This is a genomic window from Paraburkholderia yinzeri, assembly GCF_046581065.1.
GTDB lineage: Bacteria > Pseudomonadota > Gammaproteobacteria > Burkholderiales > Burkholderiaceae > Paraburkholderia.
In genome coordinates, this window is the sequence record NZ_JBFOCJ010000001.1 from 1,217,237 (window position 1) to 1,241,469 (window position 24,233).

20 protein-coding genes are annotated in these 24,233 nt (G+C 65.7%); 19 read left to right on the forward strand and 1 reads right to left on the reverse strand.

Translation table 11 applies throughout. The features are described 5' to 3' along the window. The first annotated feature begins 7 nt into the window (after positions 1-7). The 18 genes from coq7 (at position 8) to lpxC (ending at position 20,471) form a co-directional block, all read left to right on the forward strand. Positions 8-682, forward strand: coding sequence for a 2-polyprenyl-3-methyl-6-methoxy-1,4-benzoquinone monooxygenase (gene coq7 / locus WJ542_RS05915; RefSeq protein ID WP_411188397.1), 675 nt, complete (start codon positions 8-10; stop codon positions 680-682). Between the two features lie 389 nt (positions 683-1,071). After that, positions 1,072-1,500 carry a division/cell wall cluster transcriptional repressor MraZ gene (gene mraZ / locus WJ542_RS05920; protein WP_027794423.1) on the forward strand — a complete coding sequence of 143 codons (429 nt, stop codon included), beginning with the start codon at positions 1,072-1,074 and terminating at the stop codon, positions 1,498-1,500. 16 nt (positions 1,501-1,516) lie between these two features. Continuing rightward, the gene (rsmH, locus tag WJ542_RS05925; RefSeq protein WP_411188398.1) at positions 1,517-2,470 is read left to right on the forward strand and encodes a 16S rRNA (cytosine(1402)-N(4))-methyltransferase RsmH; all 954 of its coding nucleotides are present in this window, start codon (positions 1,517-1,519) and stop codon (positions 2,468-2,470) included. Next, positions 2,467-2,823, forward strand: a complete 357-nt coding sequence (gene ftsL / locus WJ542_RS05930; protein ID WP_411188399.1) for a cell division protein FtsL — start codon at positions 2,467-2,469, stop codon at positions 2,821-2,823. The genes rsmH and ftsL overlap by 4 nt, the downstream gene beginning before the upstream one ends. Then, the gene (locus tag WJ542_RS05935) at positions 2,820-4,709 is read left to right on the forward strand and encodes a peptidoglycan D,D-transpeptidase FtsI family protein (protein WP_411188400.1); all 1,890 of its coding nucleotides are present in this window, start codon (positions 2,820-2,822) and stop codon (positions 4,707-4,709) included. The genes ftsL and WJ542_RS05935 overlap by 4 nt, the downstream gene beginning before the upstream one ends. Then, on the forward strand, positions 4,706-6,262 hold the full coding sequence (locus WJ542_RS05940) for a UDP-N-acetylmuramoyl-L-alanyl-D-glutamate--2,6-diaminopimelate ligase (protein ID WP_411188401.1): 1,557 nt from the start codon (positions 4,706-4,708) through the stop codon (positions 6,260-6,262). Before WJ542_RS05935 ends, WJ542_RS05940 begins: the two co-directional genes overlap by 4 nt. Further along, positions 6,259-7,671, forward strand: coding sequence for a UDP-N-acetylmuramoyl-tripeptide--D-alanyl-D-alanine ligase (locus tag WJ542_RS05945; RefSeq protein ID WP_411188402.1), 1,413 nt, complete (start codon positions 6,259-6,261; stop codon positions 7,669-7,671). The genes WJ542_RS05940 and WJ542_RS05945 overlap by 4 nt, the downstream gene beginning before the upstream one ends. Before the next feature lie 20 nt (positions 7,672-7,691). Continuing rightward, positions 7,692-8,861: a phospho-N-acetylmuramoyl-pentapeptide-transferase gene (gene mraY / locus WJ542_RS05950; protein ID WP_411188403.1), complete on the forward strand. Its 1,170-nt coding sequence runs from the start codon at positions 7,692-7,694 to the stop codon at positions 8,859-8,861. Positions 8,862-8,893: 32 nt separating this feature from the next. After that, positions 8,894-10,408 (forward strand): UDP-N-acetylmuramoyl-L-alanine--D-glutamate ligase, encoded by a 1,515-nt coding sequence (gene murD, locus WJ542_RS05955; RefSeq protein WP_411188404.1) that lies wholly within the window; start codon positions 8,894-8,896, stop codon positions 10,406-10,408. Further along, a complete protein-coding gene (gene ftsW, locus WJ542_RS05960) occupies positions 10,405-11,682 on the forward strand; it encodes a putative lipid II flippase FtsW (protein ID WP_411188405.1) in 1,278 nt (425 codons plus the stop codon). Before murD ends, ftsW begins: the two co-directional genes overlap by 4 nt. Then, entirely contained in the window at positions 11,679-12,797 is a 1,119-nt protein-coding gene (gene murG, locus WJ542_RS05965; protein ID WP_411188406.1) for an undecaprenyldiphospho-muramoylpentapeptide beta-N-acetylglucosaminyltransferase, read from the forward strand. Before ftsW ends, murG begins: the two co-directional genes overlap by 4 nt. After that, positions 12,794-14,188, forward strand: coding sequence for a UDP-N-acetylmuramate--L-alanine ligase (gene murC / locus WJ542_RS05970; protein WP_411188407.1), 1,395 nt, complete (start codon positions 12,794-12,796; stop codon positions 14,186-14,188). The genes murG and murC overlap by 4 nt, the downstream gene beginning before the upstream one ends. 5 nt (positions 14,189-14,193) lie before the next feature. After that, on the forward strand, positions 14,194-15,135 hold the full coding sequence (locus WJ542_RS05975; protein ID WP_411188408.1) for a D-alanine--D-alanine ligase: 942 nt from the start codon (positions 14,194-14,196) through the stop codon (positions 15,133-15,135). 63 nt (positions 15,136-15,198) lie between these two features. Further along, positions 15,199-15,951 carry a cell division protein FtsQ/DivIB gene (locus WJ542_RS05980; protein ID WP_411188409.1) on the forward strand — a complete coding sequence of 251 codons (753 nt, stop codon included), beginning with the start codon at positions 15,199-15,201 and terminating at the stop codon, positions 15,949-15,951. Positions 15,952-15,978: 27 nt separating this feature from the next. Beyond that, positions 15,979-17,211, forward strand: a complete 1,233-nt coding sequence (ftsA, locus tag WJ542_RS05985) for a cell division protein FtsA (protein ID WP_027794410.1) — start codon at positions 15,979-15,981, stop codon at positions 17,209-17,211. Positions 17,212-17,339: 128 nt separating this feature from the next. Then, the gene (ftsZ, locus tag WJ542_RS05990) at positions 17,340-18,539 is read left to right on the forward strand and encodes a cell division protein FtsZ (RefSeq protein ID WP_411188410.1); all 1,200 of its coding nucleotides are present in this window, start codon (positions 17,340-17,342) and stop codon (positions 18,537-18,539) included. A gap of 249 nt (positions 18,540-18,788) precedes the next feature. Further along, the gene (locus WJ542_RS05995; protein WP_411188411.1) at positions 18,789-19,298 is read left to right on the forward strand and encodes a peroxiredoxin; all 510 of its coding nucleotides are present in this window, start codon (positions 18,789-18,791) and stop codon (positions 19,296-19,298) included. Between the two features lie 255 nt (positions 19,299-19,553). Continuing rightward, on the forward strand, positions 19,554-20,471 hold the full coding sequence (gene lpxC / locus WJ542_RS06000; RefSeq protein ID WP_411188412.1) for a UDP-3-O-acyl-N-acetylglucosamine deacetylase: 918 nt from the start codon (positions 19,554-19,556) through the stop codon (positions 20,469-20,471). Between the two features lie 92 nt (positions 20,472-20,563). Here the strand turns inward: lpxC and WJ542_RS06005 are convergent, their stop codons facing one another. After that, a complete protein-coding gene (locus WJ542_RS06005) occupies positions 20,564-21,037 on the reverse strand; it encodes a DciA family protein (protein ID WP_411188413.1) in 474 nt (157 codons plus the stop codon). 362 nt (positions 21,038-21,399) lie between these two features. On the opposite strand from WJ542_RS06005, the gene secA reads away from it, so the two are divergent. Further along, complete coding sequence (secA, locus tag WJ542_RS06010) at positions 21,400-24,207, forward strand: preprotein translocase subunit SecA (RefSeq protein WP_411188414.1); 2,808 nt, start codon at positions 21,400-21,402, stop codon at positions 24,205-24,207. Positions 24,208-24,233 lie beyond the last annotated feature (26 nt).

The following is a 24,233-nucleotide window of genomic DNA, read 5'->3' on the forward strand; positions in this document are numbered from 1 at the left end:
AGGTTGGATGACGCTTGACGAATTGATTACCGAATTCGATCGAGGCCTGCGTTCGATGACTGGGGTGTCGCGCATGTCGCGGCCGATGCCCGTACCGGCTGTGTTGGCCGGCACGGAGTCCGGCGCCGACGAATCCGCAGAACCCGCACTCGAGGCCGCGAACGACCTCACCCAGGCCGAACGCGCACATGCGGCCGGCCTGATGCGCGTGAACCATGTCGGCGAGGTGTGCGCCCAGGCGCTCTATCAGGCACAGAAGCTCGCCACTCGCTCGCCCACGCTCAAGGCGGCGTTCACGCAGGCTGCGCTCGAGGAAGAAGATCATCTCGCGTGGACCGCGCGCCGCCTGCAGGCGCTCGACTCGCGCCCGAGCCTGCTCAATCCGCTGTGGTATGCCGGTGCGCTGGCAATCGGTTTCGCTGCGGGCCGCTTCGGCGACAAGGTGAGCTTGGGTTTCATGGCCGAGACCGAGCGTCAGGTCGAACACCATCTCGACAGCCATCTGGATAGCCTGCCGCCGGCCGATCTGGAATCGCGCGCCGTGGTCGAACAGATGCGTGTCGATGAGATCTCGCACGCGAAGGCCGCCACCGACGCAGGGGGTATCGAGTTGCCGCTCCCGATGCGAGCGCTCATGCGTGCCGCGTCGAAAGTCATGACCCGCACGGCCTACTATATTTGACGCTTTGAAGTGGGGCGGCGGCGTTCGCCGTCCTCGCTAATCGCCCACCATTTCGCCTGCCACACCCGCCGTTTTAATCCCCTCCGAATCCCACCGCCCCCGCCGTTTTCGCCACGTTTTTCACGTATCACCTTCAGAACCTGCGTTAGTTCATTCATTCATAACGGTTTTTGGTTTTCGGGCCGACGTGAGGAAGCGCCGCTAAGTCCTTGTTCTAACGGATAAATTTCGTCAAGAAATGGCCTGCGTCCCTTGACCCTCGTGGGGCGTTCCTCTAAAGTGGGAGACAGTGTGAGAAAGTGTTTTTTTGTGTGATTTCAGGCGCGTATTCGGGTAAATTCATTTGAATTGGGACGAGCGGCGAGTGGCGCCGCGCGAGGGGGAGCAAATTGTTCCAGGGGGCGTCGGCGCTGGCACTCGATGCGAAAGGACGGATGTCGATTCCGTCTCGCTATCGGGATGCGCTGCAACAACAGGCAGAAGGACGGGTGACGATCACCAAGCACCCGGACGGCTGCCTGTTGCTATTTCCACGCCCTGAATGGGAAGTGTTCCGCGCGAAGGTCGCTGCGCTGCCGATGGACGCGCACTGGTGGCGCCGCATCTTTCTCGGCAACGCGTCCGACGTCGATCTCGACAGCGCGGGCCGCGTGCTCGTCTCACCTGAATTGCGTCTGGCAGCAGGAATGGAAAAGGAAGTCATGCTGCTTGGCATGGGTAGTCATTTTGAGTTGTGGGATGCACAGACGTACATCGCCAAGGAGCAGGCGGCGATGGCGCAGGGCATGCCCGACGCCTTGAAGAATTTCACGTTCTGATCGCGGTTAACGAGCTATGGCATCTGCGATGGGACAAGGACTGCAGCATCGCACGGTGCTGCTCGATGAAGCGGTCGATGCGCTGGTCACGCGCGCGGACGGCGTCTATGTGGACGGCACGTTCGGGCGCGGCGGGCATAGTCGCGCGATTCTCGGCCGGCTTTCCGAAGCCGGGCGTCTGATCGCGTTCGACAAGGACCCGCTGGCGATCGCCACGGCCGCCACCGTCGAAGATCCGCGTTTTTCGATCGTGCATGAGAGTTTTGCTTCGCTGCGCGACGCCCTGGCGTCGCGCGGGGTAGGGCGTGTGTCGGGTGTGCTGCTGGACCTTGGCGTGTCGTCGCCGCAGGTTGACGATCCGCAGCGCGGATTTAGTTTCCGCGCAAACGGTCCGCTCGACATGCGGATGGACCCGACGCGCGGCGAGTCCGCTGCCGACTGGCTCGCTCGGGCCACGCTGCAGGAACTGACGGAGGTGATACGAGATTATGGGGAAGAACGGTTTGCTTTTCAGATTGCAAAGGCGCTTGTTGCTCGCCGGGCAGAGTCCGAACGTCTCGGGCCTCTCGACAGCACGGGCGAGCTTGCCCAAATCGTGGCTAACGTCGTCAAGACCCGTGAGAAGGGTAAGGATCCGGCAACCCGCACCTTTCAGGCTATACGGATTCACGTCAATCAAGAGCTTGCGGACCTGCAAGCCGTTCTAGAGGCGGCTTTGGCGACGCTTGAGCAGGGGGGGCGGCTGGTGGTCATCAGCTTTCATTCGCTCGAAGACCGGATCGTCAAGCGGTTCATGCAGGCGCACGCCAGTGCGCCTGCGATCGACCGCCGCCTGCCGATCCGCGCCGTCGACCTGCCCAGCCCGCCGCTCAAGCTGCTCGGCCGCGGGTTCGCGAGCGACGAGGAAGTCGCCGCGAACCCACGCGCCCGCTCGGCCGTGATGCGCACCGCGGAGCGCGTCACGCCATGAACCGCCTGAACATCTTCCTGCTGATCGTCGTGATGGGCTGTGCGTTGTCGGTCGTCAACGCCACCAACCAGCAGCGGCAGATCTTCATCCAGCTGCAGCGCGCGCAGGCGGAAGAGCACCAGCTTCAGCAGGACTACGATCAGCTTCAATATCAGCAGAGCGCGCTGTCGAAGACATCGCGCGTAGAACAGATCGCTACCGATTCGCTCAAGATGCAAGCCGTCACGACTGGCCGCACGCAATATCTGACGCTCGCGTCCGGTGCCGCCGCCGCTACCGAGGCGCCGGTGCCCACGTCGGCGCCGGCTTCCTCGCCGGTCGCGGCTTCCAGCCGTCGCGGAGGCACGCGATGAAAAAGGGCAACAGCCGCAAGAGCGTCGCGTTCTCGTCGAATCCGATTCTCTCCGTGCGCCTGCCGATGTGGCGCTCGAAGCTCGTCGTGTTCATGCTGTTCATGGCGTTCGTCGCGCTTGCCGCGCGCGCGTTCTGGATCCAGGGCCCGGGCAACGCGTTCTATCAGAAGCAGGGCGAGAGCCGCTATCAGCGCACGATCGAGCTGGCCGCCACGCGCGGCAAGATTCTCGACCGCAACGGGCTCGTGCTGGCCACGAGCCTGCCGGTGCGCGCCATCTGGGCGATTCCCGAAGACGTGCCCGACGACCTGGGCGCCGACAAGCTCACGCAGCTCGGCCAGTTGCTCGGCATGTCGACGACCGATCTGCGCAAGAAGCTTTCCGAAGACAAGACCTTCGTCTACGTGAAGCGGCAGGTGCCGATCGACGTCGCCGCCAAAGTGGCGCTGCTCGGCATTCCGGGCATTTATCAGCGCAACGAATACAAGCGTTATTACCCCGAAGGCGAGATCACCGCGCACCTGATCGGTTTCACGAACGTCGAAGACTATGGCCAGGAAGGCGTGGAGCTCGCGGACCAGAAGGTTCTCGCGGGCGTCCCGGGCATTCGCCACGTCATCAAGGACCGCATGGGTCATATCGTCGAGGACGTGGACGAGCAGGTGGTGCCGCACGATGGCCAGGACGTGCGGTTGTCGATCGACAGCCAGATCCAGTACATCACGTATGAAGACCTGAAGGCGGCCGTCGAAAAATTCAAGGCGAAGGCCGGCGCCGCGATGGTCGTGGACGTGCGCACGGGCGAAGTGCTTTCGCTCGTCAACTATCCGACCTACAACCCGAACGACCGCTCGCACCTCACGGGCGAGCAACTGCGCAATCGTGTCCTGACCGACGTGTTCGAGCCGGGCTCGATCATGAAGCCGTTCACGGTGTCGCTGGCGCTGGATCTGCACCGGGTCTCGCCGACTACACTGGTGGATACGGGCCCGGGCCACTTCACGCTGGACGGCGCGACCATCACCGACGACGCCGCATTCGGCGTGCTGACGGTGGGCGGCGTGATCCAGAAGTCGAGCAATATTGGCGCGACGAAGATCGCGATGACGCTCAAGCCCGAGGAAATGTGGGACATGTACACCAGCATCGGACTCGGCCAGGCGCCGAAGGTCGGGTTCCCCGGCGCGGCGGCGGGCCGCCTGCGTCCGTGGAAAAGCTGGCGCCGCATCGAGCAGGCGACGATGTCCTACGGCTACGGCCTTTCGGTGTCGCTGTTCCAGCTCGCGCGCGCGTACACGGCGATTGCGCACGACGGCCAGATCCTGCCCGTGACGTTGTTCCGCCATCCGGGCGACGATCAGCCGGTGACCGGCACCCAGGTGTTCTCGCCGACCACGGCACGCGAAGTCCGTACCATGCTCGAAAGCGTCGTGTCGAAGGACGGCACCTCGCCGGATGCAGCCGTTCCGGGCTACCGCGTGGGCGGCAAGTCGGGCACGGCGTACAAGCACGAGGGTCGCGGCTACGACAAGTCGAAGTACCGCGCGTCGTTCGTCGGCATGGCGCCGATGCCCAACCCGCGCATCGTGGTGGCCGTGTCGATCGACGAGCCGACCGCCGGCAGCCACTTCGGCGGCGCCGTGTCGGGTCCGGTGTTCGCGGGTATCGCCGGCGACACGCTGCGTACGCTGAACGTGCCGCCCGACATGCCGGTCAAGCAGCTCGTCGTCTCCGACGACAGCGCCCAGGCCACGCCGTCGAACTCGCCCGCAACGGCTGCGGCCGCGCCGGCGAAGCACGCGTCGCCCGCGCCGAAGTCCACCGCCGCCGCTCGCCACATGACCGTTGCCGATAGCGCGAACAACCGACCCGGAGTCGTCCGATGAGCGCCGCGCGCACCCGGCATCCCGCGCACCGGCAGATCGCGGACGCGCTCGCGTGGCTGCGCGCTCGCATCGCGCCCACCGCCGATCTGCACGCCGACACGCGTTCGCTGAAGGTGGGCGATGTGTTCGTGGCCTACGCCGTCGACGGTGCGGACAACCGTCCGCACATCGACAACGCGATCGAGCGCGGCGTCGCAGCGATCCTCTATCAGCCGGAAGGTTTTGCAGGCCAGGCGGACGCGTCGATGTCGCTCGCGGTGCCGCAGCTCGACGTGCTGGCAGGCGAAATCGCAAGCGGCTGGTATGGCGATTCGAGCGACGCGATGCTCGTGGTCGGCGTGACGGGCACGAACGGCAAGACGTCGTGCAGCCAGTGGGTCGCCACGGCGCTCACGGCGATCGGGCAGAAGTGCGCGATCGTCGGCACGCTCGGCAGCGGCTTTCCGGGCCAGCTTACGCATACCGGCTTCACGACGCCGGACGCGCCGCAACTGCAGCGCAGCCTCGCGCAGTTGCACAAGGCCGGCGCGCAGGCCGTGGCGATGGAAGTGTCGTCGCATGCCCTGCATCAGGGCCGTGTGAACGGCACGTCGTTCGACGTCGCGATCTTCACGAATCTGACCCAGGATCACCTCGACTATCACCGCACGTTCGAGGCCTACGAGGCGGCGAAGGCGCGTCTTTTCGCATGGCCCGGGCTGCGCGCGGCGGTGATCAATGCCGACGACGCAGCGGGCCGCCGCCTGCTGGCTTCGACACGCGGCCATGCGCGCACGATCGCGTACGGCGTCGCGACGCCGGCTGCCGAGGCGCCCGTTGCCGATGCATGGCTGCGCGCGGAAAACGTGCGCGCGACGGCCACGGGCACGGCGTTCCATCTGACGACGTCCGACTGGGGCGACGCCGAAGTCGAGGTACAGACGCTCGGCCTCTTCAACGTGAGCAACCTGCTTGGCGTGCTCGGCGCGCTGCTGGCCGCGAACGTGCCGCTCGTGGCCGCGTTGAACGAGCTCGCGAAGCTGCAGCCCGTGAATGGCCGCATGGAGCGCCTGGGCGGCCGCGTCGATCACGACGAGCCGCTCGTCGTGATCGATTACGCGCACACGCCCGATGCGCTCGAAAAGACCCTCGATGCGCTGCGCCCGATCGCGGCGGCGCGCGGCGGCGAGCTCGTCTGCATGTTCGGATGCGGCGGCGACCGCGACGCCACGAAGCGTCCGCTGATGGGCGCGATTGCCGAGCGGCTTGCCGACCAGGTCGTTGTGACGAGCGACAACCCTCGCAGCGAATCGCCTGCCGCGATCATCGACCAGATCGTTGGCGGCATGCGCGAGCCTGACCAGGCGCGCCGTATCGAGGACCGCGCGAGCGCGATCCTGCAGGCGGTGCGCGGCGCGGCGCGCGAAGACGTCGTCGTGCTGGCCGGCAAGGGCCACGAGGCGACCCAGGAAATCATGGGCAAGAAGCGCGCGTTTTCGGATCAGGACCACGCGCGGCTTGCTCTCGCAGCCCGTCCGACTTCCGATCGGCATGGGCGCGGAGGCGGCGAATGACAATGCTTTCCCTGCGCGATGCGGCGGCGTTGATTCCGGGCGCGAGCGTGCTCGGCGACGAGAACGCCACGTTCGCGCGTATCTCGACCGACAGCCGCATGGCCGGCCCGGGCGACCTGTTCGTGGCGCTCAAGGGCGACCGCTTCGACGCGCACGATTTCCTGCAGGAAGTGGCGGACCGTCACGTGAGCGCAGTGCTCGTTTCGCGCAGCCCGGGCGACTGGCGCACGCCCGCCCTGCGCGTGGACGACACGCGTGCGGCGCTCGGTGCGCTTGCGCTCGGCTGGCGGCGGCGCTTCACGCTGCCGCTCGTCGCGGTGACGGGCAGCAACGGCAAGACGACGGTCAAGGAAATGATCGCGTCGATCTTCGCGGCTGCCGTGGGCGAGGCGTTGCGTCTCGCGACGGCCGGCAACCTCAATAACGACATCGGCGTGCCGCTCACGCTGCTGCGTTTGTCGAGCGCACATCGCCTTGCAGTCGTCGAACTCGGCATGAATCATCCGGGAGAGACGGAGCTGCTCGCGAAGTTCGCCGAGCCGACCGTCGCGGTGGTCAACAACGCGCAGCGCGAACATCAGGAGTTCATGGCGACGGTGGAAGCCGTCGCGCTCGAGCACGCCAGCGTGATCCACGCCCTGAAGCCCGAAGGCGTCGCGGTATTTCCCGCCGACGATGCCTACGCGGGCATCTGGCGCGTTGCGGCGACCGGCTCGCAGATTCTCGATTTCGCCCTGCATACGGAAGCAAGCGCCGTGGACGCCGCGGTGACGGGCAAGCTCACCGGCAACCGCCTGGCAATCGCGACGCCCGAGGGGCATCTCGAAGTCGAACTGCAGGTGCTGGGCGCGCACAACGCGCACAACGCCCTTGCGGCCACGGCGGCGGCGGTGGCGGCAGGGGTCTCGCTCGATGCGATTCGTCGCGGCCTCGAAGCGTTCGAACCGGTGAAGGGCCGCTTGCAGGTAAAACATGCCGCGCTCGGGGAACTTACGGGCGCAACGGTGATCGACGACACCTACAACGCGAACCCCGATTCCGTGCGCGCCGCGATCGACGTGCTCGCGGCGCAGGCTGCGCCGCGTGTGCTCCTGCTGGGCGACATGGGCGAGGTGGGCGACGAAGGTCCGGCGTTCCATCGCGAGGTGGGCGCGTACGCGAAAGAGCGCGGCATCGACGCGCTCTACACGCTCGGGCAGGCGGCGAGCGACGCATCGGCGGCTTTCGGCGCGAACGCGCTGCATTGCGCCGGCGTTGGCGAACTGGTGAACGCATTGGCCACGGCCGGTTACGGCAGCGGCGCAACGATACTCGTGAAAGGCTCGCGCTTCATGCAGATGGAACGCGTGGTAGCGGCCCTGACGAATCCGCAAAACCCTGCGTCGGACGCTGCGTCCGGCGCGCACTGAAATACGAAGGAATACAAGGCATGTTACTGGCGCTGGCGCAATGGCTGCAGAATGACGCAAGCTTCTTGCGCGTGTTCAGTTATCTGACGTTCCGCGCGGTGATGGCGACCATCACCGCGATGGCGATCGGGCTCGTGCTGGGCCCGTGGGTCATTCGCAAGCTGACCGCGATGAAGGTCGGCCAGGCCGTGCGCACGGACGGGCCGCAGACGCACCTCGTGAAGTCGGGCACGCCGACCATGGGCGGCGTCCTGATCCTGTTGGGCATCGCCGTTTCGACGCTGCTCTGGGCCGATCTCGCGAACCGCTTCATCTGGATCGTGATGCTCGTGACGTTCGGGTTCGGGCTGATCGGCTGGGTGGATGACTATCGCAAGGTCGTTCACAAGGATCCGCGCGGGATGTCTTCGCGCGAGAAGTATTTCTGGCAGTCGGTGATCGGGCTCTTCGCCGCCGTGTATCTCGCCTTCAGCGTGTCCGAGGCGAGCAACGTGCGCGTGTTCGATCTCTTCATGGCGTGGGTGAGGAGTGGTCTCTCGATGGGCCTGCCCGCGCGCGCCGACCTGCTGCTGCCGTTCCTCAAGTCGATCAGCTATCCGCTCGGGGTCTGGGGCTTCATCGCGCTCACGTATTTCGTGATCGTCGGCGCGAGCAACGCCGTGAACCTTACCGACGGCCTCGACGGCCTCGTCATCATGCCGGTCGTGCTCGTGGGCGCGTCGCTCGGCGTGTTTGCCTACGTGATGGGCAGTTCGGTCTATTCGAAGTACCTGTTGTTCCCGCATATTCCCGGCGCGGGCGAACTGCTGATCTTCTGCTCGGCGATGGGTGGGGCCGGCCTCGCGTTCCTCTGGTTCAACACGTATCCGGCCCAGGTGTTCATGGGCGACGTGGGCGCGCTCGCGCTAGGCGGCGCGCTCGGCACGATCGCCGTGATCGTGCGCCAGGAAATCGTGCTCTTCATCATGGGCGGCATCTTTGTCGCGGAGACGTTCTCCGTGATGCTGCAGGTCACCTGGTTCAAGTACACCAAGAAGCGGTATGGCGAAGGCCGGCGCATCTTCAAGATGGCGCCGCTGCACCACCACTTCGAGCTGTCGGGCTGGAAAGAGACGCAGGTCGTCGTGCGTTTCTGGGTCATCACGCTGATGCTGTGCCTGTTCGGCCTGTCCACCCTCAAGCTGCGCTGAGTCATCAAGTAAATCATCAAGGGAAGCAAGCGATGTTTGGCGAGAAGTTTCGGGATCGGCAAAAGCCGATGGTGCTCGTGCTGGGGCTCGGTGAATCCGGGCTTGCCATGGCGCGCTGGTGCGCGCGGCACGGTTGCCGCCTGCGCGTTGCCGATACGCGCGAAGCGCCGCCCGGTCTGCCCGAACTCGCCGTGCACGGCGTCGATGCCGATTTCGTCGGCGGCCCGTTCTCGACGGCGCTGCTCGACGGCGTCGAACTCGTCGCCATCAGCCCCGGCCTCTCGCCGCTCGCGGCCGATCTCGTGCCGCTGCTCGCGGCCGCGCGCGAACGCGGCATCGACGTGTGGGGCGAACTCGAACTCTTCGCCCAGGCGCTGAAGCACCTCGGCGAGAGCGGCTACGCGCCCAGGGTGCTCGCCATTACCGGCACGAACGGCAAGACCACCACGACGAGCCTCGCGGGCCTGCTTTGCGAGCGCGCGGGCAAGCGCGTGGCCGTGGCCGGCAACATCAGCCCGGCGATGCTCGACAAGCTGGCCGAAGCGATCGACAACACCGCGCTGCCCGACGTCTGGGTGCTTGAACTGTCGAGCTTCCAGCTGGAGACGTCGCACACGTTTGCTCCCGATGCCGCCGCAATCCTGAACATCACGCAGGACCACCTCGACTGGCACGGCGGGCTCGACGCCTACGCCGCCGCGAAGGGCCGTATTTTCGGGCCGCAAACGACGCGCGTGCTCAACCGCGACGACGCGCGCGTGATGTCGCTCGCGTCATCCGCGGACGGCACGGCTCGCGTGGTCACATTCGGAGTCGACGAGCCGCGGCAGGACGGCGACTATGGCCTCTCGCGCGACAACGGCATGCTGTGGCTCGTGCAGGCGCACGACCGCGACGCGACGGACGAACCGGTCTCCGCACGCCGGCGCAAGCAACAGGAAGCGGCGAGCGTGAATCTCGCCAGCAAGCGCCTGATGCCGGCCGACGCCCTGCGGATTCGCGGTCTGCACAACGCCGCGAACGCGCTTGCCGCGTTCGCGCTCGCGCGCGCGATCGACCTGCCCGCCGCGCCGCTGCTGCACGGCCTGCGCGAGTATCGCGGCGAGCCGCACCGCGTGGAGCTGATCGCCTCGATCGACGGCATCGATTACGTGGACGACAGCAAGGGCACGAACGTCGGTGCGACGGTCGCGGCGCTCGACGGCCTCGCGCAGCGCGCGGTGCTGATCGCGGGCGGCGACGGCAAGGGTCAGGACTTCGGACCGCTTGCGGCCCCCGTCGCGCGCTGGTGCCGTGCGGTGATGCTGATCGGCCGCGATGCTCCGCAAATTCGTGCCGCGCTGGAATCTACCGGCATCGTGATCGCCGACTACCCGACGCTCGAAGCCGCCACGCGTGCCGCGACGGCGCTCGCGCAGCCCGGCGACGTCGTGCTGCTTTCGCCGGCGTGTGCGAGCTTCGACATGTTCAAGGGCTACGCTCATCGCGCCGCCGTGTTCCACGGCACGGTCGAGGAAATCGCCGCAGAACGGGGGACGATGATATGAGCTGGTCCGAACGATTCGGTTCGCGTCTGTCGCGCGAGGCCAGCGCCTCGGGTGGCGCCACTGGTGCGTCCGGCGGTGGGGCTGCGCGTGCGAGCGGTCTCGCGAGCGTCGTCAATGGTGTGAGCCCCGCGCGCTCGCGCATGCTCGACTACGACCACTCGCTGCTGTGGGCCGTCATTGCGTTGCTCGGCCTCGGCGTAGTGATGGTGTATTCGGCGTCGATCGCGATGCCCGACTCGCCGAAGTACGCCTCGTATCACGATTACGCATTCCTCGCGCGTCACATCGCCTCGCTCGTGGTTGCCGCGCTCGCGGCGGTCGTGGCGTTCCGCATCCCCGTTTCGACGTGGGACCGCTACGCGCCGAAGCTCTTCCTGATCGCGCTCGTCATGCTCGTCGTCGTGCTGATTCCGCACATCGGCAAGGGCGTGAACGGCGCGCGCCGCTGGATTCCGCTCGGCATCACGAACATGCAGCCTTCGGAGATCATGAAGCTCGCCGTGACGATCTACGCGGCGAACTACACGGTGCGCAAGCAGGAGTACATGCACAGCTTCGCCAAGGGCTTCCTGCCGATGGCGTTTGCCGTGGGCGTGGTGGGCGCGCTGCTGCTGCTCGAACCCGATATGGGCGCGTTCATGGTGATCGCCGCGATCGCGATGGGCGTGCTGTTCCTCGGCGGCGTGAACGGCAAGCTGTTCGGCGGCCTCGTGGCGACCGCGGTGGGCACGTTCACGATGCTCGTGTGGCTCTCGCCGTGGCGCCGCGAGCGGATCTTCGCGTACCTCGATCCGTGGGACGACCGCTACGCGCAGGGCAAGGCTTATCAGCTCACGCACTCGCTGATCGCGTTCGGGCGCGGCGAGTGGTTCGGCGTGGGCCTTGGCGGTAGCGTCGAGAAGCTCAACTACCTGCCCGAAGCGCACACCGACTTCATTCTCGCCGTGATCGGCGAGGAACTCGGCTTCGTCGGCGTGCTGGTCGTGATCCTGCTGTTCTACTGGATCGTGCGCCGCTCGTTCGAGATCGGCCGCCAGGCGCTTGCGCTCGACCGCACCTTCGCGGGGCTCGTCGCGAAGGGCATCGGCGTGTGGTTCGGCGCGCAGGCGTTCATCAACATGGGCGTGAACCTCGGCTTGCTGCCAACCAAGGGTCTCACGCTGCCGCTCGTGAGTTACGGCGGTTCGGGCATTCTGCTCAACTGCATCGCGGTGGCGCTCCTGTTGCGCGTGGACTATGAGAACCGAGTCTTGATGCGCGGGGGCAAGGTATGACCGCAGCACCGCGCACGCTCATGGTGATGGCCGGCGGCACCGGGGGGCACGTGTTCCCGGGGCTCGCGGTCGCGCACCGCATGCAGGCGTGGGGCTGGCGTGTCGTATGGCTCGGCAATCCCGCCGGCATGGAAGCGACGCTCGTGCCGAAGCACGGCATCCCGATGGAGTACGTGCGCTTTGGCGGCGTGCGCGGCAAGGGCATCAAGACGAAGCTGATGCTGCCGCTGAACCTGCTGCGCGCGTTCACGCAGAGCCGCGCGGCGCTCGCGCGCGTAAAGCCGGACGTCGTGCTCGGCATGGGCGGCTACATCACGTTCCCGGCGGGCGTGATGAGCGCGCTCTCGGGGCGCCCGCTCGTGCTGCACGAGCAGAACTCGATCGCGGGCCTCGCGAACAAGGTGCTCGCAAAGCTCGCGAAGCGCGTACTCGTCGCATTCCCGGGCGCATTGCCGCACGGCGAGTGGACCGGCAATCCGATTCGCGAAGAACTGGCGCATGTGGAAGCGCCGCGCGCCCGCTATGCGGCACGCAGCGGTCCGCTGCGCGTGCTCGTGGTGGGCGGCAGTCTTGGCGCGGCGGCGCTCAACGAAGTCGTGCCGCGTGCGCTGGCGTTGCTCGCGCCGGGCGAACGTCCGTTAGTCGTGCATCAGGCGGGCGCGAAGCATATCGATGCGCTGAAGGCGAACTATGCCGATGCGGGGCTGCCCGGCGCAAACGCGGATGCGGGCGAAGGCGTGCAACTCGTGCCGTTCATCGACGACATGGCGAGCGCCTACGCCAACGCCGACCTCGTCATCTGCCGCTCGGGCGCGATGACGGTGGCGGAAATCGCGGCGGTGGGGGTGGCAGCGTGCTTCGTGCCGTTCCCGTTCGCCGTGGACGACCATCAGACCACCAACGCCGCGTTCCTTGCCGACAAGGATGCAGCGAGGGTGGTGCAGCAACGCGACCTGACGGCGGAAGGACTTGCCGACTGGCTGCGGCAACAAACAAGAGAAACGCTGGCGGAAATGGCCGGGCGCGCCCGCGCGCTCGCGAAACCCGACGCCGCCAATCAGGTCGCGAGCATCTGTGCGGCGGTGGCGGGCGCTGGTGCGGGAGGAAAGCAATGAAACACATCGTCAAACATATCCATTTCGTCGGCATCGGCGGCGCGGGCATGAGCGGCATCGCCGAAGTGCTCGTCAATCTCGGCTATCAGGTGAGCGGCTCGGACCTCGCGAAGAACGGCGTTACCGACCGCCTCGCGGCGCTCGGCGCGCGCATCTCGATCGGCCATGCGGAAGAGAACATCGAAGGCGCGAACGCCGTGGTCGTCTCCACGGCTGTGCGCAGCGACAACCCCGAAGTGCTCGCGGCGCGACATCGCCGCATCCCTATCGTGCCGCGCGCCGTGATGCTCGCTGAACTGATGCGCCTGAAGCAGGGCATCGCGATTGCGGGCACGCACGGCAAGACCACCACCACCTCGCTCGTAGCGAGCGTGCTGGCCGCGGGCGGGCTCGACCCGACCTTCGTGATCGGCGGGCGTCTCATCAGCGCGGGCGCGAACGCGCGCCTGGGCACCGGCGACTTCATCGTCGCCGAGGCCGACGAATCGGACGCGTCGTTCCTCAATCTCTTCCCGGTGATCGAAGTCATTACGAACATCGACGCCGATCACATGGACACCTACGGGCACGACTTCGCGCGCCTGAAGCAGGCGTTCATCGAATTCACGCACCGGCTGCCGTTCTACGGCATCGCGGTGCTGTGCGTGGACGATCCGAACGTGAAGGAGATCCTGCCTTTCGTTTCGAAACCGATCATCCGCTACGGTCTCGCATCCGATGCGCAGGTGCGTGCGGTGAATGTCGTCGCACGCGACGGCAAGATGCACTTCACGGCGATGCGCGAGGACGCGCCGTCGCTCGACATCGTGCTGAACCTGCCGGGCACGCACAACGTGCAGAATGCGCTGGCCGCGATCGCAATCGCGACCGAACTCGAAGTGAAGGACGCCGACATTCAGCGCGCGCTCGCCGAGTTCAACGGCGTGGGACGCCGTTTCCAGCGTTATGGCGAAATTCCCGTCAACGGCGGCGGCGCCTACACGTTGATCGACGATTATGGGCATCACCCGGTGGAGATGGCCGCGACCATCGCGGCCGCGCGCGGCGCGTTCCCCGAGCGGCGTCTCGTGCTGGCGTTCCAGCCGCATCGCTTTACGCGTACGCGCGACTGCTTTGAAGATTTCGTGAAGGTGCTGTCGACCGTCGACGCGCTCGTGCTGACCGACGTCTACGCCGCGGGCGAAGCACCGATCGTCGCCGCCGATGGCCGCGCGCTCGCACGCGCGATCCGCGTGGCGGGCAAGGTCGAGCCGGTGTTCGTGGAAACGGTGGACGAAGTGCCGGAGGCGCTCGCCGCCGTGGTTCGCGACGGCGACGTGGTGATTACGATGGGTGCGGGTTCGATCGGCGGCGTGCCGGGCCGGATTGCCGTACAGGAACAGAAGGTGTGAGTGACATGAGCAGTCTCGACCCCAAGCAATTCGGCAAGGTGGCAGTGTTGCTCGGTGGCGTGTCCGCCGAGCGCGAGGTGTCGCTCAACTCGGGCCGTCTCGTGCATCAGGCGCTTACGGGCGCCGGCATCGACGCGCATCTTTTCGATCCGTCCGAGCGGCCGCTTTCGGCGCTCAAGGACGAAGGCTTCGTGCGCGCGTTCAATGCGCTGCACGGCGGCTATGGCGAGAACGGCCAGATTCAGGGCGCGCTCGACTTCTACGGCATCCGCTATACGGGCACCGGCGTGCTCGGCTCGGCGCTCGGGCTCGACAAGTTCCGCAGCAAGCTCGTGTGGCAGCAGCTCGGCATTCCCACGCCGCAGTTCGAAGCGGTGCTGCGCGGCGACGACTATGCCGCAAGCGCGCCGCAGATCGTGGCGAAGCTCGGTCTGCCACTTTTCGTGAAGCCCGCGAGTGAAGGCTCGAGCGTGGCCGTGATCAAGGTGAAGGCCGCGGATCAACTCGTCGCGGCGATCGAGGAAGCCGCGAAGTACGACAAGATCGTGCTGGTCGAGAAGAGCATTGAGGGCGGCGGTGAGTACACGGCATGCGTCGCAGGCGACCTCGACCTGCCGCTCATCAAGATCGTGCCCGCGGGCGAGTTCTACGACTACGACGCGAAGTACATTCTCGACACGACGCAATACCTGATTCCGTGCGGCGTGGCGCCGGAGGAAGAGGCGCGCCTCAAGAAGCTCGCGCGCCGCGCGTTCGACGTGCTCGGCTGCACCGACTGGGGCCGCGCCGACTTCATGATCGACGGCGCGGGCAACCCGTATTTCCTCGAAGTGAACACGGCGCCGGGCATGACCGATCACTCGCTGCCGCCCAAGGCGGCGCGCGCGGTGGGTATTCCGTATCAGGAACTGGTCGTGAAAGTGCTGTCGCTCACGCTGAAGGACTAACCCCGCTAACCGACTCATCTGATCAACGGATTGCACCGGACTCTTTGACGCAACAATCTCGAAATGTGGAATAACGTACGCCAGCTCAACCTTGCCACCAACGCGTTGCACGCGCTCCTCGCGCTTGCACTGCTGGCGGCTGGCTGCTACTGGCTCGTGCAGCGGCCGAACTTCGCGCTGCGCGAGATCCGCGTCGAGGGCGACACCGACCACATCAACGCGCCTACGGTGCGCCAGAGCGTGGTCGGCCACCTGAAGGGCAACTTCTTCACCGTCGACCTCGATGCCGCGCGCCAGATGTTCGAGCAGATGCCGTGGGTGCGCCATGCGAGCGTGCGGCGCGTCTGGCCGAATGCGCTCGCCGTGTCGCTCGAGGAGTACAAGCCGCTCGGCACGTGGGGCAGCGATCAGCTCGTGAGTACCGACGGCGAGCTCTTCACGGCCAACCAGGGCGAGCTCGACCAGGATCTGCCCGCATTCGACGGCCCGGATGGCAGTGCGCAGGAAGTGGTCGCGCGTTACCACGACTTCCAGAAATGGTTTGCACCGCTCGGCCTGACGCCCGACGAGGTGACGCTTTCGCCGCGTTACGCGTGGACAGTGAAGCTCTCGAACGGGACCGAGGTGGAACTGGGCCGCGAGCGCAACGCGGACACGCTCGGCGAACGCTCGCACCGGCTCGTCGTGGCATGGGCGGCGGTCACGCAACGTTGGGGGAAAGATATCGAATATGCGGACCTACGCTATCCGAACGGTTTTGCGATCCGGGCAGCCGGCATGCGCTTCATCAGCGACACGCCCCCAGGCAAGAAGTAACCAGACATCACACGCAACGAGCACGCTATGAGTAAAGACTACAAGGATCTGCTGGTCGCCCTCGACATCGGGACGTCGAAGGTGGTGGCCGTCGTCGCTGAGTTGAAGGGCGAAGGCCACTACGAGGTGATCGGTCTCGGCCAGAGCGAATCGAAAGGACTCAAGAAGGGCGTGGTGGTGAACATCGAGGCCACCGTGCAGTCTATTCAGCGCGCGCTCGAAGAAGCGGAACTCATGGCCGATTGCAAGATCACTAACGTGTTCACCGGCATCGCGGGCAGCCATATCCGCAGCTTCAATTCGAGCGGGATGGTCGCGATCAAGGAGAAGGAGGTCACGCAAACCGACGTGGCGCGCGTGATCGAAACGGCGAAGGCGATCAACATCCCGACCGACCAGCAGGTGCTGCATATCCTCACGCAGGAATTCATCATCGACGGTCAGGAGGATGTGCGCGAGCCGATCGGCATGAGCGGAATCCGCCTCGAAGTGAAGGTGCACATCGTGACGGGCGCGGTGAGCGCGGCGCAGAACATCGTCAAGTGCGTGCGCCGCTGCGGCCTCGAAGTGAACGACCTGATCCTGCAGCCGCTGGCCTCGTCGCTGGCGGTGCTGACCGACGACGAGAAGGAACTCGGCGTGGTGCTGGTGGACGTGGGCGGCGGCACGACCGACATCGCGATCTTCAGCGAAGGTGCGATCCGTCATACCGCGGTGATTCCGATCGCGGGCGACCAGGTGACGAGCGACATCGCGATGGCGCTGCGTACGCCCACGCCCGACGCGGAAGACATCAAGGTGAGCTACGGCATCGCGAAGCAGGCGCTGGCCGATCCGGACGAGATGATCGAAGTGCCGGGTCTTGGCGAGCGCGGTCCGCGCACGCTGTCGCGCCAGGCGCTGGCGGCCGTGATCGAGCCGCGCGTGGAAGAGTTGTTCTCGCTCGTGCAGCAGGTGGTGCGCGAGTCGGGATATGAAGAACTCCTGAGCTCCGGCGTGGTCCTTACTGGCGGCGCCGCGATGATGCCGGGCATGGTCGAGCTGGGCGAGGACATTTTCCTGAAGCCGGTGCGCATTGGCGTGCCGGAGTACGCGGGCGGTCTGGCCGACGTGGTGCGCAACCCGCGCTACTCGACGGCGATGGGCCTGCTCGTGGAAGGCCGCTCGCAGCGCATGCGCGGGCGCAAGGTTGCTGTGCAGTCGGGGTCGATGGGCCAGGTCTTCACGCGGATGAAAGACTGGTTCCTCGGCAACTTCTGAAGAGGACGCGTAGTTGCAGCGAATGAGCATCAAGCGCCGGTGACGGCGGCCGGCGCGCGGTGGAGGGTTGCCCGATCTTCCACTGGATAACGGCCGAGGAGCGGTATCTTTTTCTTGACGGAGGCAACATGGAATTCCAGATGCTGGAAACGGAAACCAACGGCACCATCATCAAGGTGGTGGGCGTCGGTGGCGCTGGCGGCAATGCCGTGCAGCACATGATCAACCGCGGCGTGCAAGGCGTCGACTTCATCGTGATGAACACGGATGCGCAGGCGCTTTCGCGTTCGCGTGCATCGTCCGTGATCCAGCTCGGCAACACGGGTCTGGGCGCGGGCGCGAAGCCGGAGATGGGCCGTGCCGCCGCTGAAGAAGCGCGTGAGCGCATCGCCGACGCACTGCTCGGCGCGCACATGGTCTTCATCACCGCGGGCATGGGCGGCGGCACGGGCACGGGCGCAGCCCCGGTCGTGGCGCAGATCGCCAAGGAAATGGGCATTCTGACCGTTGGCGTCGTGAGCAAGCCGTTCGAGTTCGAAGGCGGCAAGCGCATGCGCGTGGCAGAAGCCGGCTCGCAGCAACTGGAGGATCACGTCGACTCGCTGATTGTCGTTCTGAACGACAAGCTGTTCGACGTGATGGGCGATGACGCCGAGATGGACAAGTGCTTCCAGTGCGCAGACGACGTTCTGAACAACGCGGTCGCAGGCATCGCCGAAATCATCAATGTCGACGGCCTCGTGAACGTCGACTTCGAAGACGTGAAGACGGTGATGGGCGAGCAGGGCAAGGCGATGATGGGCACGGCGACGGTCGCCGGCGTCGATCGCGCGCGCCTCGCGGCCGAGCAGGCCGTGGCGAGCCCGCTGCTGGAAGGCGTCGATCTGTCGGGCGCGCGCGGCGTGCTGGTCAACATCACGTCGAGCCGTTCGCTGCGCCTCTCGGAAACGCGCGAAGTGATGAACACCATCAAGAGCTACGCGGCGGAAGACGCCACGGTGATCTTCGGTGCGGTGTACGACGACGCGATGGGCGACGCCCTGCGCGTGACGGTGGTGGCGACGGGCCTTGGCCGCGCCGCGAAGAAGCAGCAGTCGGCCGCGCCGATGACGCTTCTGCGCACCGGCACGGACAACCATCCGATCCCGACGATGCAGGCGTATGCACCGCAGCCGTCGGTGGGCACGACGGCGGACTACGGCGCGCTGGATACGCCGGCTGTCTGGCGCACGTCGCGCGACACCGCGGCCTCGCATGTGCAGGCGCTGCAGGAGAAGGGCGTCGACACGTACGACATCCCGGCGTTCCTGCGCAAGCAGGCGGACTGAGCACGGTCTGCATCTGGCTGCGGCGCGGTGCCGGTGTGGCGCCCGCTCGCAGACGGACTGTGCGCGCGTGGCGCCGCAATGAAGGCCAGCAGGGCCGCATCCGCGAGGATCAGCGGCAGGGACCGTTGTCCGCAACGCTTCGGCGTGCGGCAAGGGCGGTGTGCCGCCTGACAATCCTGTAAGCCTGGTGGCGGATAATTGTGAGATTGCGCGTGTAACATGCTTGCGCATTGATGCGAAGGACGAGCCATGATCAAACAGGGTGAAGCGCTGCCCGACGCGACCCTTTACGAGTTTGTCGAGGACGCGCGCGAAGGCTGCACGCTGGGGCCGAATAGCTTCAGCGTGCGCGAACAGACGGCGGGCAGGCGCGTGGTGATCTTCGGATTGCCGGGCGCATTTACGCCGACCTGTTCCGCGAAGCACGTGCCGGGTTATGTCGAGAAGGCTGAGGCGCTTGCCGCCGCCGGCATCGACGAAGTCTGGTGCGTATCCGTCAACGACGCGTTCGTGATGGGCGCGTGGGGACGCGATCTGCGTACCGCGGGCAAGGTGCGCATGATGGGCGACGGAAGTGCGGTCTTCACCCGGGCGCTTGGTCTGGAGCAGGACTTGTCGGCGCGCGGCATGGGAATCCGTTCCCAGCGCTACGCGATGGTGATCGACGACGGCGTGGTCAAGACGCTTTTCGTCGAAGCGCCCGGCAAGTTTGAAGTCAGCGATGCGGCGAGCATCCTCGCCACGTTGAGTCCCGCATGAGCGTTCATGCCCGTGTCACGTTGCCGCAACGCAACGGACAGATGACGTAAATGTGACGGGTTATTACGTGGCACCGGGCGGGCTGATGACCGGAAACGCCTCCGTTTCGGTCATCGGCCCGTCGTTCGTCCTGATGGCGTAACAACGGGAAACAGATTGTCACGCTGCGGAAAACAACGGACTCCGCGCTTCTGGAGTATAATTCGTGCTATGAATTAAAAAGTCCCGATTGGGATTTTCAATGAGCAGAGAACCATGTTGAAGCAGCGAACCATCAAATCGATCGTGAAGACGGTCGGCATCGGCCTGCATTCGGGCCGCAAGGTCGATCTGACGCTCCGTCCGGCCGCCCCGGATACGGGCATCGTGTTTTCGCGCGTAGATTTGCCGACCCCGGTGGACATCCCCGCATCGGCGCTGGCGGTCGGCGATACGCGCCTCGCTTCGGTGCTGCAGAAGGACGGCGCACGCGTCTCGACCGTCGAGCACCTGATGTCGGCGTGCGCGGGCCTGGGCATCGACAACCTCTACGTCGATGTGACCGCCGAAGAAATTCCCATCATGGACGGCAGTGCGGCCTCGTTCGTGTTCCTGATCCAGTCGGCAGGCATCGAAGAGCAGAACGCGCCCAAGAAGTTCATCAAGGTCAGGAAACCCGTCGAGATTCGCGATGGCGACAAGTTCGCGCGCCTCGATCCGTATTTCGGGTTCAAGCTGAAATTCACGATCGACTTCCGTCATCCGGCCGTCGACAAGACGGGCCAGGTGCTCGAAGTGGATTTTGCGAATACGTCGTATGTGCGCGAAATCGCGCGCGCCCGTACGTTCGGCTTCGCGCACGAATTCGAAATGATGCGCGACCTGGGGCTGGCGCGCGGCGGCAGTCTCGACAACGCCATCGTGCTGGACGAGTACCGCATTCTCAACAACGACGGCCTGCGCTACGACGACGAATTCGTGAAGCACAAGATGCTCGACGCGATCGGCGACCTGTATGTGGTGGGGCATCCGCTGCTCGCTTCCTACACGGCGTACAAGTCGGGCCACGGCCTGAACAATGCGCTGCTGCGCGAGTTGCTGGCGCACGAAGACGCCTGGGAAATCGTCACTTTCGAGGACACGCAGAAGGCGCCGCGCGGTTTCGGCTACGAAGCGCAGACGGCATTTGCCTGAGGACGAGGTACCGCCTGCAAGAGGGGCGGCCGGAATGGCAAAGAAAAAGGGTGGCTTGACGCCACCCTTTTTTATTTCCGGCCACTTGCCGGTCAGCGCTTGTTCAGATGGCGCGCAGCCATTCGTGCCAGCGCATCCTGGAGCGGCGAGGGTGGCAGGTCCTCGCTGAGCGCCATCAGTGCTGCCGCGCCCACGGGCGTCATGCGCGCCTGTTTGGGCGCCTTCGGTTCTTTCACCGCTTGCGGACGCACACGGATGCGCACCGCGTCGACTGCCCAGCCGCGCGCCTGCAGGTCGGCGACGAGGCGCGGCTCCAGATGCCGCAGCCGTGCCGCAAGCGCATTGTGTGCGGCGAAGAGCGCAAGCTTGCCGTCCTTGATGAAGCCGGGCTCCACGCTGGTTGCCAGATAGTCGGGCAGGAGCGCCTGCAGATCGCGCCGCATCGCCGCCATCTGCTCGACGCCGGCGCGCAGTGGCGCAAAAGCGTCGGTGCGGCTCAGCACTTCGGCGACCGCCTGGGCGTAGCGCGGTGCAGATGGCCTTGAAAACGGCGAGAAACGGCTCATGTCGGATAGGCGTAGGATGCGCACACGTGAGGGCGCGGACAGATAGTGCCATTGTAGCCGGCCCGGTGCGCTTCCACGCCTCTCCGGCCGTTCAGCCAGGCCGCGCTCGCAAAGCGGGCGCGAGCCGGGCGCAAGCAGCCGGCGGGCTTGCCGCGCGGGCATTGCGCGCGCGCGTCCGTTCTCGCCTCTGACACAGGCGGGGGTAAGGGCGCGTGCTAAAATGTCCGATTCGAATCCACTAATTTGGGCTTAAGCCGCCGAGGTCCTTCCGATCCGGGTGCGTAGCGCAGGCTAAACGCCGAAAGCGGCGCCAAAACCCGCGCGGGAATCCTGGCCGAAGCCGCGACGCAGACACCGATCCGATGACCACCGGTTTCTTACAGAAAATCTTTGGCAGCCGCAATCAGCGCCTGATCAAGCAATATCAGAAGACGGTCGCGGCGATCAATGCGCTCGAACCGCAGATCGAGCAATACACCGACGATCAACTGCGCGCGAAGACCACCGAGTTTCGCGAGCGCGTCGCGAAGGGCACTTCGCTCGACGCGCTGCTGCCCGAGGCTTTCGCGGTCTGCCGTGAAGCAAGCAAGCGCGTGCTCAAGATGCGCCACTTCGACGTGCAGTTGATCGGCGGCATGGTGCTGCATTACGGCAAGATCGCCGAAATGCGCACGGGCGAGGGCAAAACGCTCGTCGCCACGCTCGCGGCCTACCTGAACGCGCTCTCCGGGCGCGGCGTGCACGTCGTCACGGTGAACGATTACCTCGCGCAGCGCGACGCCGAGTGGATGGGCCGTCTCTATAACTTCCTCGGTCTGACGGTCGGCATCAATCTGTCGCAGATGGACCACGCGATGAAGCAGCAGGCTTACGCGTCGGACATCACGTACGGCACGAACAACGAGTTCGGCTTTGACTATCTGCGCGACAACATGGTCTACGAGACCGAGGCGCGCGTGCAGCGCGCGCTGAACTTCGCGGTGGTCGACGAAGTGGACTCGATCCTGATCGACGAAGCGCGTACGCCGCTCATCATCTCGGGCCAGGCCGAAGACCATACCGAACTCTACGTGCGCATGAACGCGCTGCCGCCGCTGCTCGAGCGCCAGATCGGCGAAGAGAAGGCCGACGGCACGGGCGTGGAAAAGCCGGGCGACTACACGCTCGACGAAAAGGCGCGCCAGGTGTTCCTCACGGAATCGGGCCACGAAAAGGCCGAGCGCATGCTCGCCGAGTGGGGCCTGATCGGCCAGGGCGAGAGCCTTTACGCGCCGCAGAACATCACGCTGATGCACCACGTGTACGCCGCGCTGCGCGCCCACACGCTGTTCTTCAAGGACCAGCACTACGTGGTGCAGAACGGCGAAGTGGTGATCGTCGACGAGTTCACCGGCCGTCTGATGGCTGGCCGCCGCTGGTCGGACGGCCTGCACCAGGCCGTCGAGGCGAAGGAGCACGTGAAGATCCAGAGCGAGAACCAGACGCTCGCCTCGATCACGTTCCAGAACTACTTCCGCATGTACGCGAAACTTTCGGGCATGACCGGCACGGCCGACACCGAAGCGTACGAATTCAACGAGATCTACGGCCTCGAAACCGTGGTGATCCCGACGAACCGCGTGCCCAAGCGGATCGACAAGCAGGATCAGATCTACAAGACCGCGCGCGAGCGTTACGACGCCGTGATCCGCGACATCCGCGAGTGTTACGAGCGCGGCCAGCCGGTGCTGGTGGGCACGACGTCGATCGAGAATTCGGAACTGCTCTCCCATCTGCTCACGAAGGCCGGTCTGCCGCACGAAGTGCTGAACGCGAAGCAGCACGCGCGGGAAGCGGCGATCGTCGCCGAAGCAGGGCGCCCCCAACGCATCACGATCGCCACGAACATGGCGGGCCGCGGCACCGACATCGTGCTGGGCGGCAACGCCGAGAAGCAGGCGTCGTTCATCGAAGCCGATGAGTTGATCCCGGCCGACGAAAAGGCGCGCCGCATCCAGCAGTTGAGCGACGAGTGGCAGACGCTGCACGACCAGGTGAAGGCCGCCGGCGGTCTGCATATCATCGGCACCGAGCGCCACGAGTCGCGTCGCATCGACAACCAGCTACGCGGCCGCGCAGGCCGTCAGGGCGACCCGGGCTCGTCGCGCTTCTATCTCTCGCTCGAAGATCCGCTCCTGCGCATCTTCGCGGGCGACCGCGTGCGCGCGATCATGGACCGCCTGAAGATGCCGGAAGGCGAGGCGATCGAGGCGGGCATCGTTACGCGTTCGATCGAGTCGGCGCAGCGCAAGGTCGAAGCGCGCAACTTCGACATCCGCAAGCAACTGCTCGAATACGACGACGTCTCGAATGACCAGCGCAAGGTGATCTACCAGCAGCGCAACGAGCTGCTCGAAGCGCACGACATCACCGAGACGATCGGGGCGATGCGCCACGGCGTCATCACCGAGATCGTGCGTCAGTTCGTGCCGCACGGCAGCATCGAAGAGCAGTGGGACGTGCCCGAGCTCGAGGAACTGCTGCGCAACGAGTGGCAGCTCGACCTCGCGATCCAGGAGATGATCAACGAGTCGACCTCGATCGACGCCGACGAGATTCTCGAAGCCGTGCTCGCCGCCGCTGACGAAAGCTACGAGCAGAAGGTCACGCTCGTGGGCCGCGAGTCGTTCAGCGCGTTCGAGCGCTCGGTCATGCTGCAGACGCTCGACCGCAGCTGGCGCGAGCACCTCGCGGCGCTCGACCATCTGCGCCAGGGTATCCATCTGCGCGGCTATGCGCAGAAGAATCCGAAGCAGGAGTACAAGCGCGAGGCATTCGAACTGTTCGCCGCGATGCTCGACGCCGTGAAGCACGAAGTCACGCGTATCGTGATGAACGTGCAGATCCAGTCGCCGGAGCAGCTCGAAGAGGCCGCCGAGCAACTGGAAGAGCAGGGCAGCCATCTCGAGAACGTCGAGTTCCGCCATGCGGAGTTCGCCGAAGCCGATGCGGCTGCGGGGCCCACGGCGGCAGCGCCCGCGGCCGACGCCGCGGCGGCAATGGTCGGCGCGGCCATGAGCCACGCAGGTGTAACGCCCGACGGCCAGAATGTGCCGAAGGTGGGCCGCAACGATCCGTGCCCGTGCGGCAGCGGCAAGAAGTACAAGCTGTGCCACGGCAAGATCTCGTGATGTCGGGCGGCGCGCGCGCTGTTTCG

Coding starts and splice junctions, on each gene's coding strand:
- murC (WP_411188407.1), top strand. CDS start 12,794: ATGAAACACATCGTCAAACATATCCATTTCGTCGGCATCGGCGGCGCG.
- WJ542_RS05980 (WP_411188409.1), top strand. CDS start 15,199: ATGTGGAATAACGTACGCCAGCTCAACCTTGCCACCAACGCGTTGCAC.
- mraY (WP_411188403.1), top strand. CDS start 7,692: ATGTTACTGGCGCTGGCGCAATGGCTGCAGAATGACGCAAGCTTCTTG.
- WJ542_RS06005 (WP_411188413.1), bottom strand. CDS start 21,037: ATGAGCCGTTTCTCGCCGTTTTCAAGGCCATCTGCACCGCGCTACGCC.
- WJ542_RS05975 (WP_411188408.1), top strand. CDS start 14,194: ATGAGCAGTCTCGACCCCAAGCAATTCGGCAAGGTGGCAGTGTTGCTC.
- lpxC (WP_411188412.1), top strand. CDS start 19,554: ATGTTGAAGCAGCGAACCATCAAATCGATCGTGAAGACGGTCGGCATC.
- ftsW (WP_411188405.1), top strand. CDS start 10,405: ATGAGCTGGTCCGAACGATTCGGTTCGCGTCTGTCGCGCGAGGCCAGC.
- murG (WP_411188406.1), top strand. CDS start 11,679: ATGACCGCAGCACCGCGCACGCTCATGGTGATGGCCGGCGGCACCGGG.
- ftsA (WP_027794410.1), top strand. CDS start 15,979: ATGAGTAAAGACTACAAGGATCTGCTGGTCGCCCTCGACATCGGGACG.
- coq7 (WP_411188397.1), top strand. CDS start 8: ATGACGCTTGACGAATTGATTACCGAATTCGATCGAGGCCTGCGTTCG.
- ftsL (WP_411188399.1), top strand. CDS start 2,467: ATGAACCGCCTGAACATCTTCCTGCTGATCGTCGTGATGGGCTGTGCG.
- WJ542_RS05940 (WP_411188401.1), top strand. CDS start 4,706: ATGAGCGCCGCGCGCACCCGGCATCCCGCGCACCGGCAGATCGCGGAC.
- rsmH (WP_411188398.1), top strand. CDS start 1,517: ATGGCATCTGCGATGGGACAAGGACTGCAGCATCGCACGGTGCTGCTC.
- WJ542_RS05945 (WP_411188402.1), top strand. CDS start 6,259: ATGACAATGCTTTCCCTGCGCGATGCGGCGGCGTTGATTCCGGGCGCG.
- WJ542_RS05995 (WP_411188411.1), top strand. CDS start 18,789: ATGATCAAACAGGGTGAAGCGCTGCCCGACGCGACCCTTTACGAGTTT.
- murD (WP_411188404.1), top strand. CDS start 8,894: ATGTTTGGCGAGAAGTTTCGGGATCGGCAAAAGCCGATGGTGCTCGTG.
- WJ542_RS05935 (WP_411188400.1), top strand. CDS start 2,820: ATGAAAAAGGGCAACAGCCGCAAGAGCGTCGCGTTCTCGTCGAATCCG.
- secA (WP_411188414.1), top strand. CDS start 21,400: ATGACCACCGGTTTCTTACAGAAAATCTTTGGCAGCCGCAATCAGCGC.
- ftsZ (WP_411188410.1), top strand. CDS start 17,340: ATGGAATTCCAGATGCTGGAAACGGAAACCAACGGCACCATCATCAAG.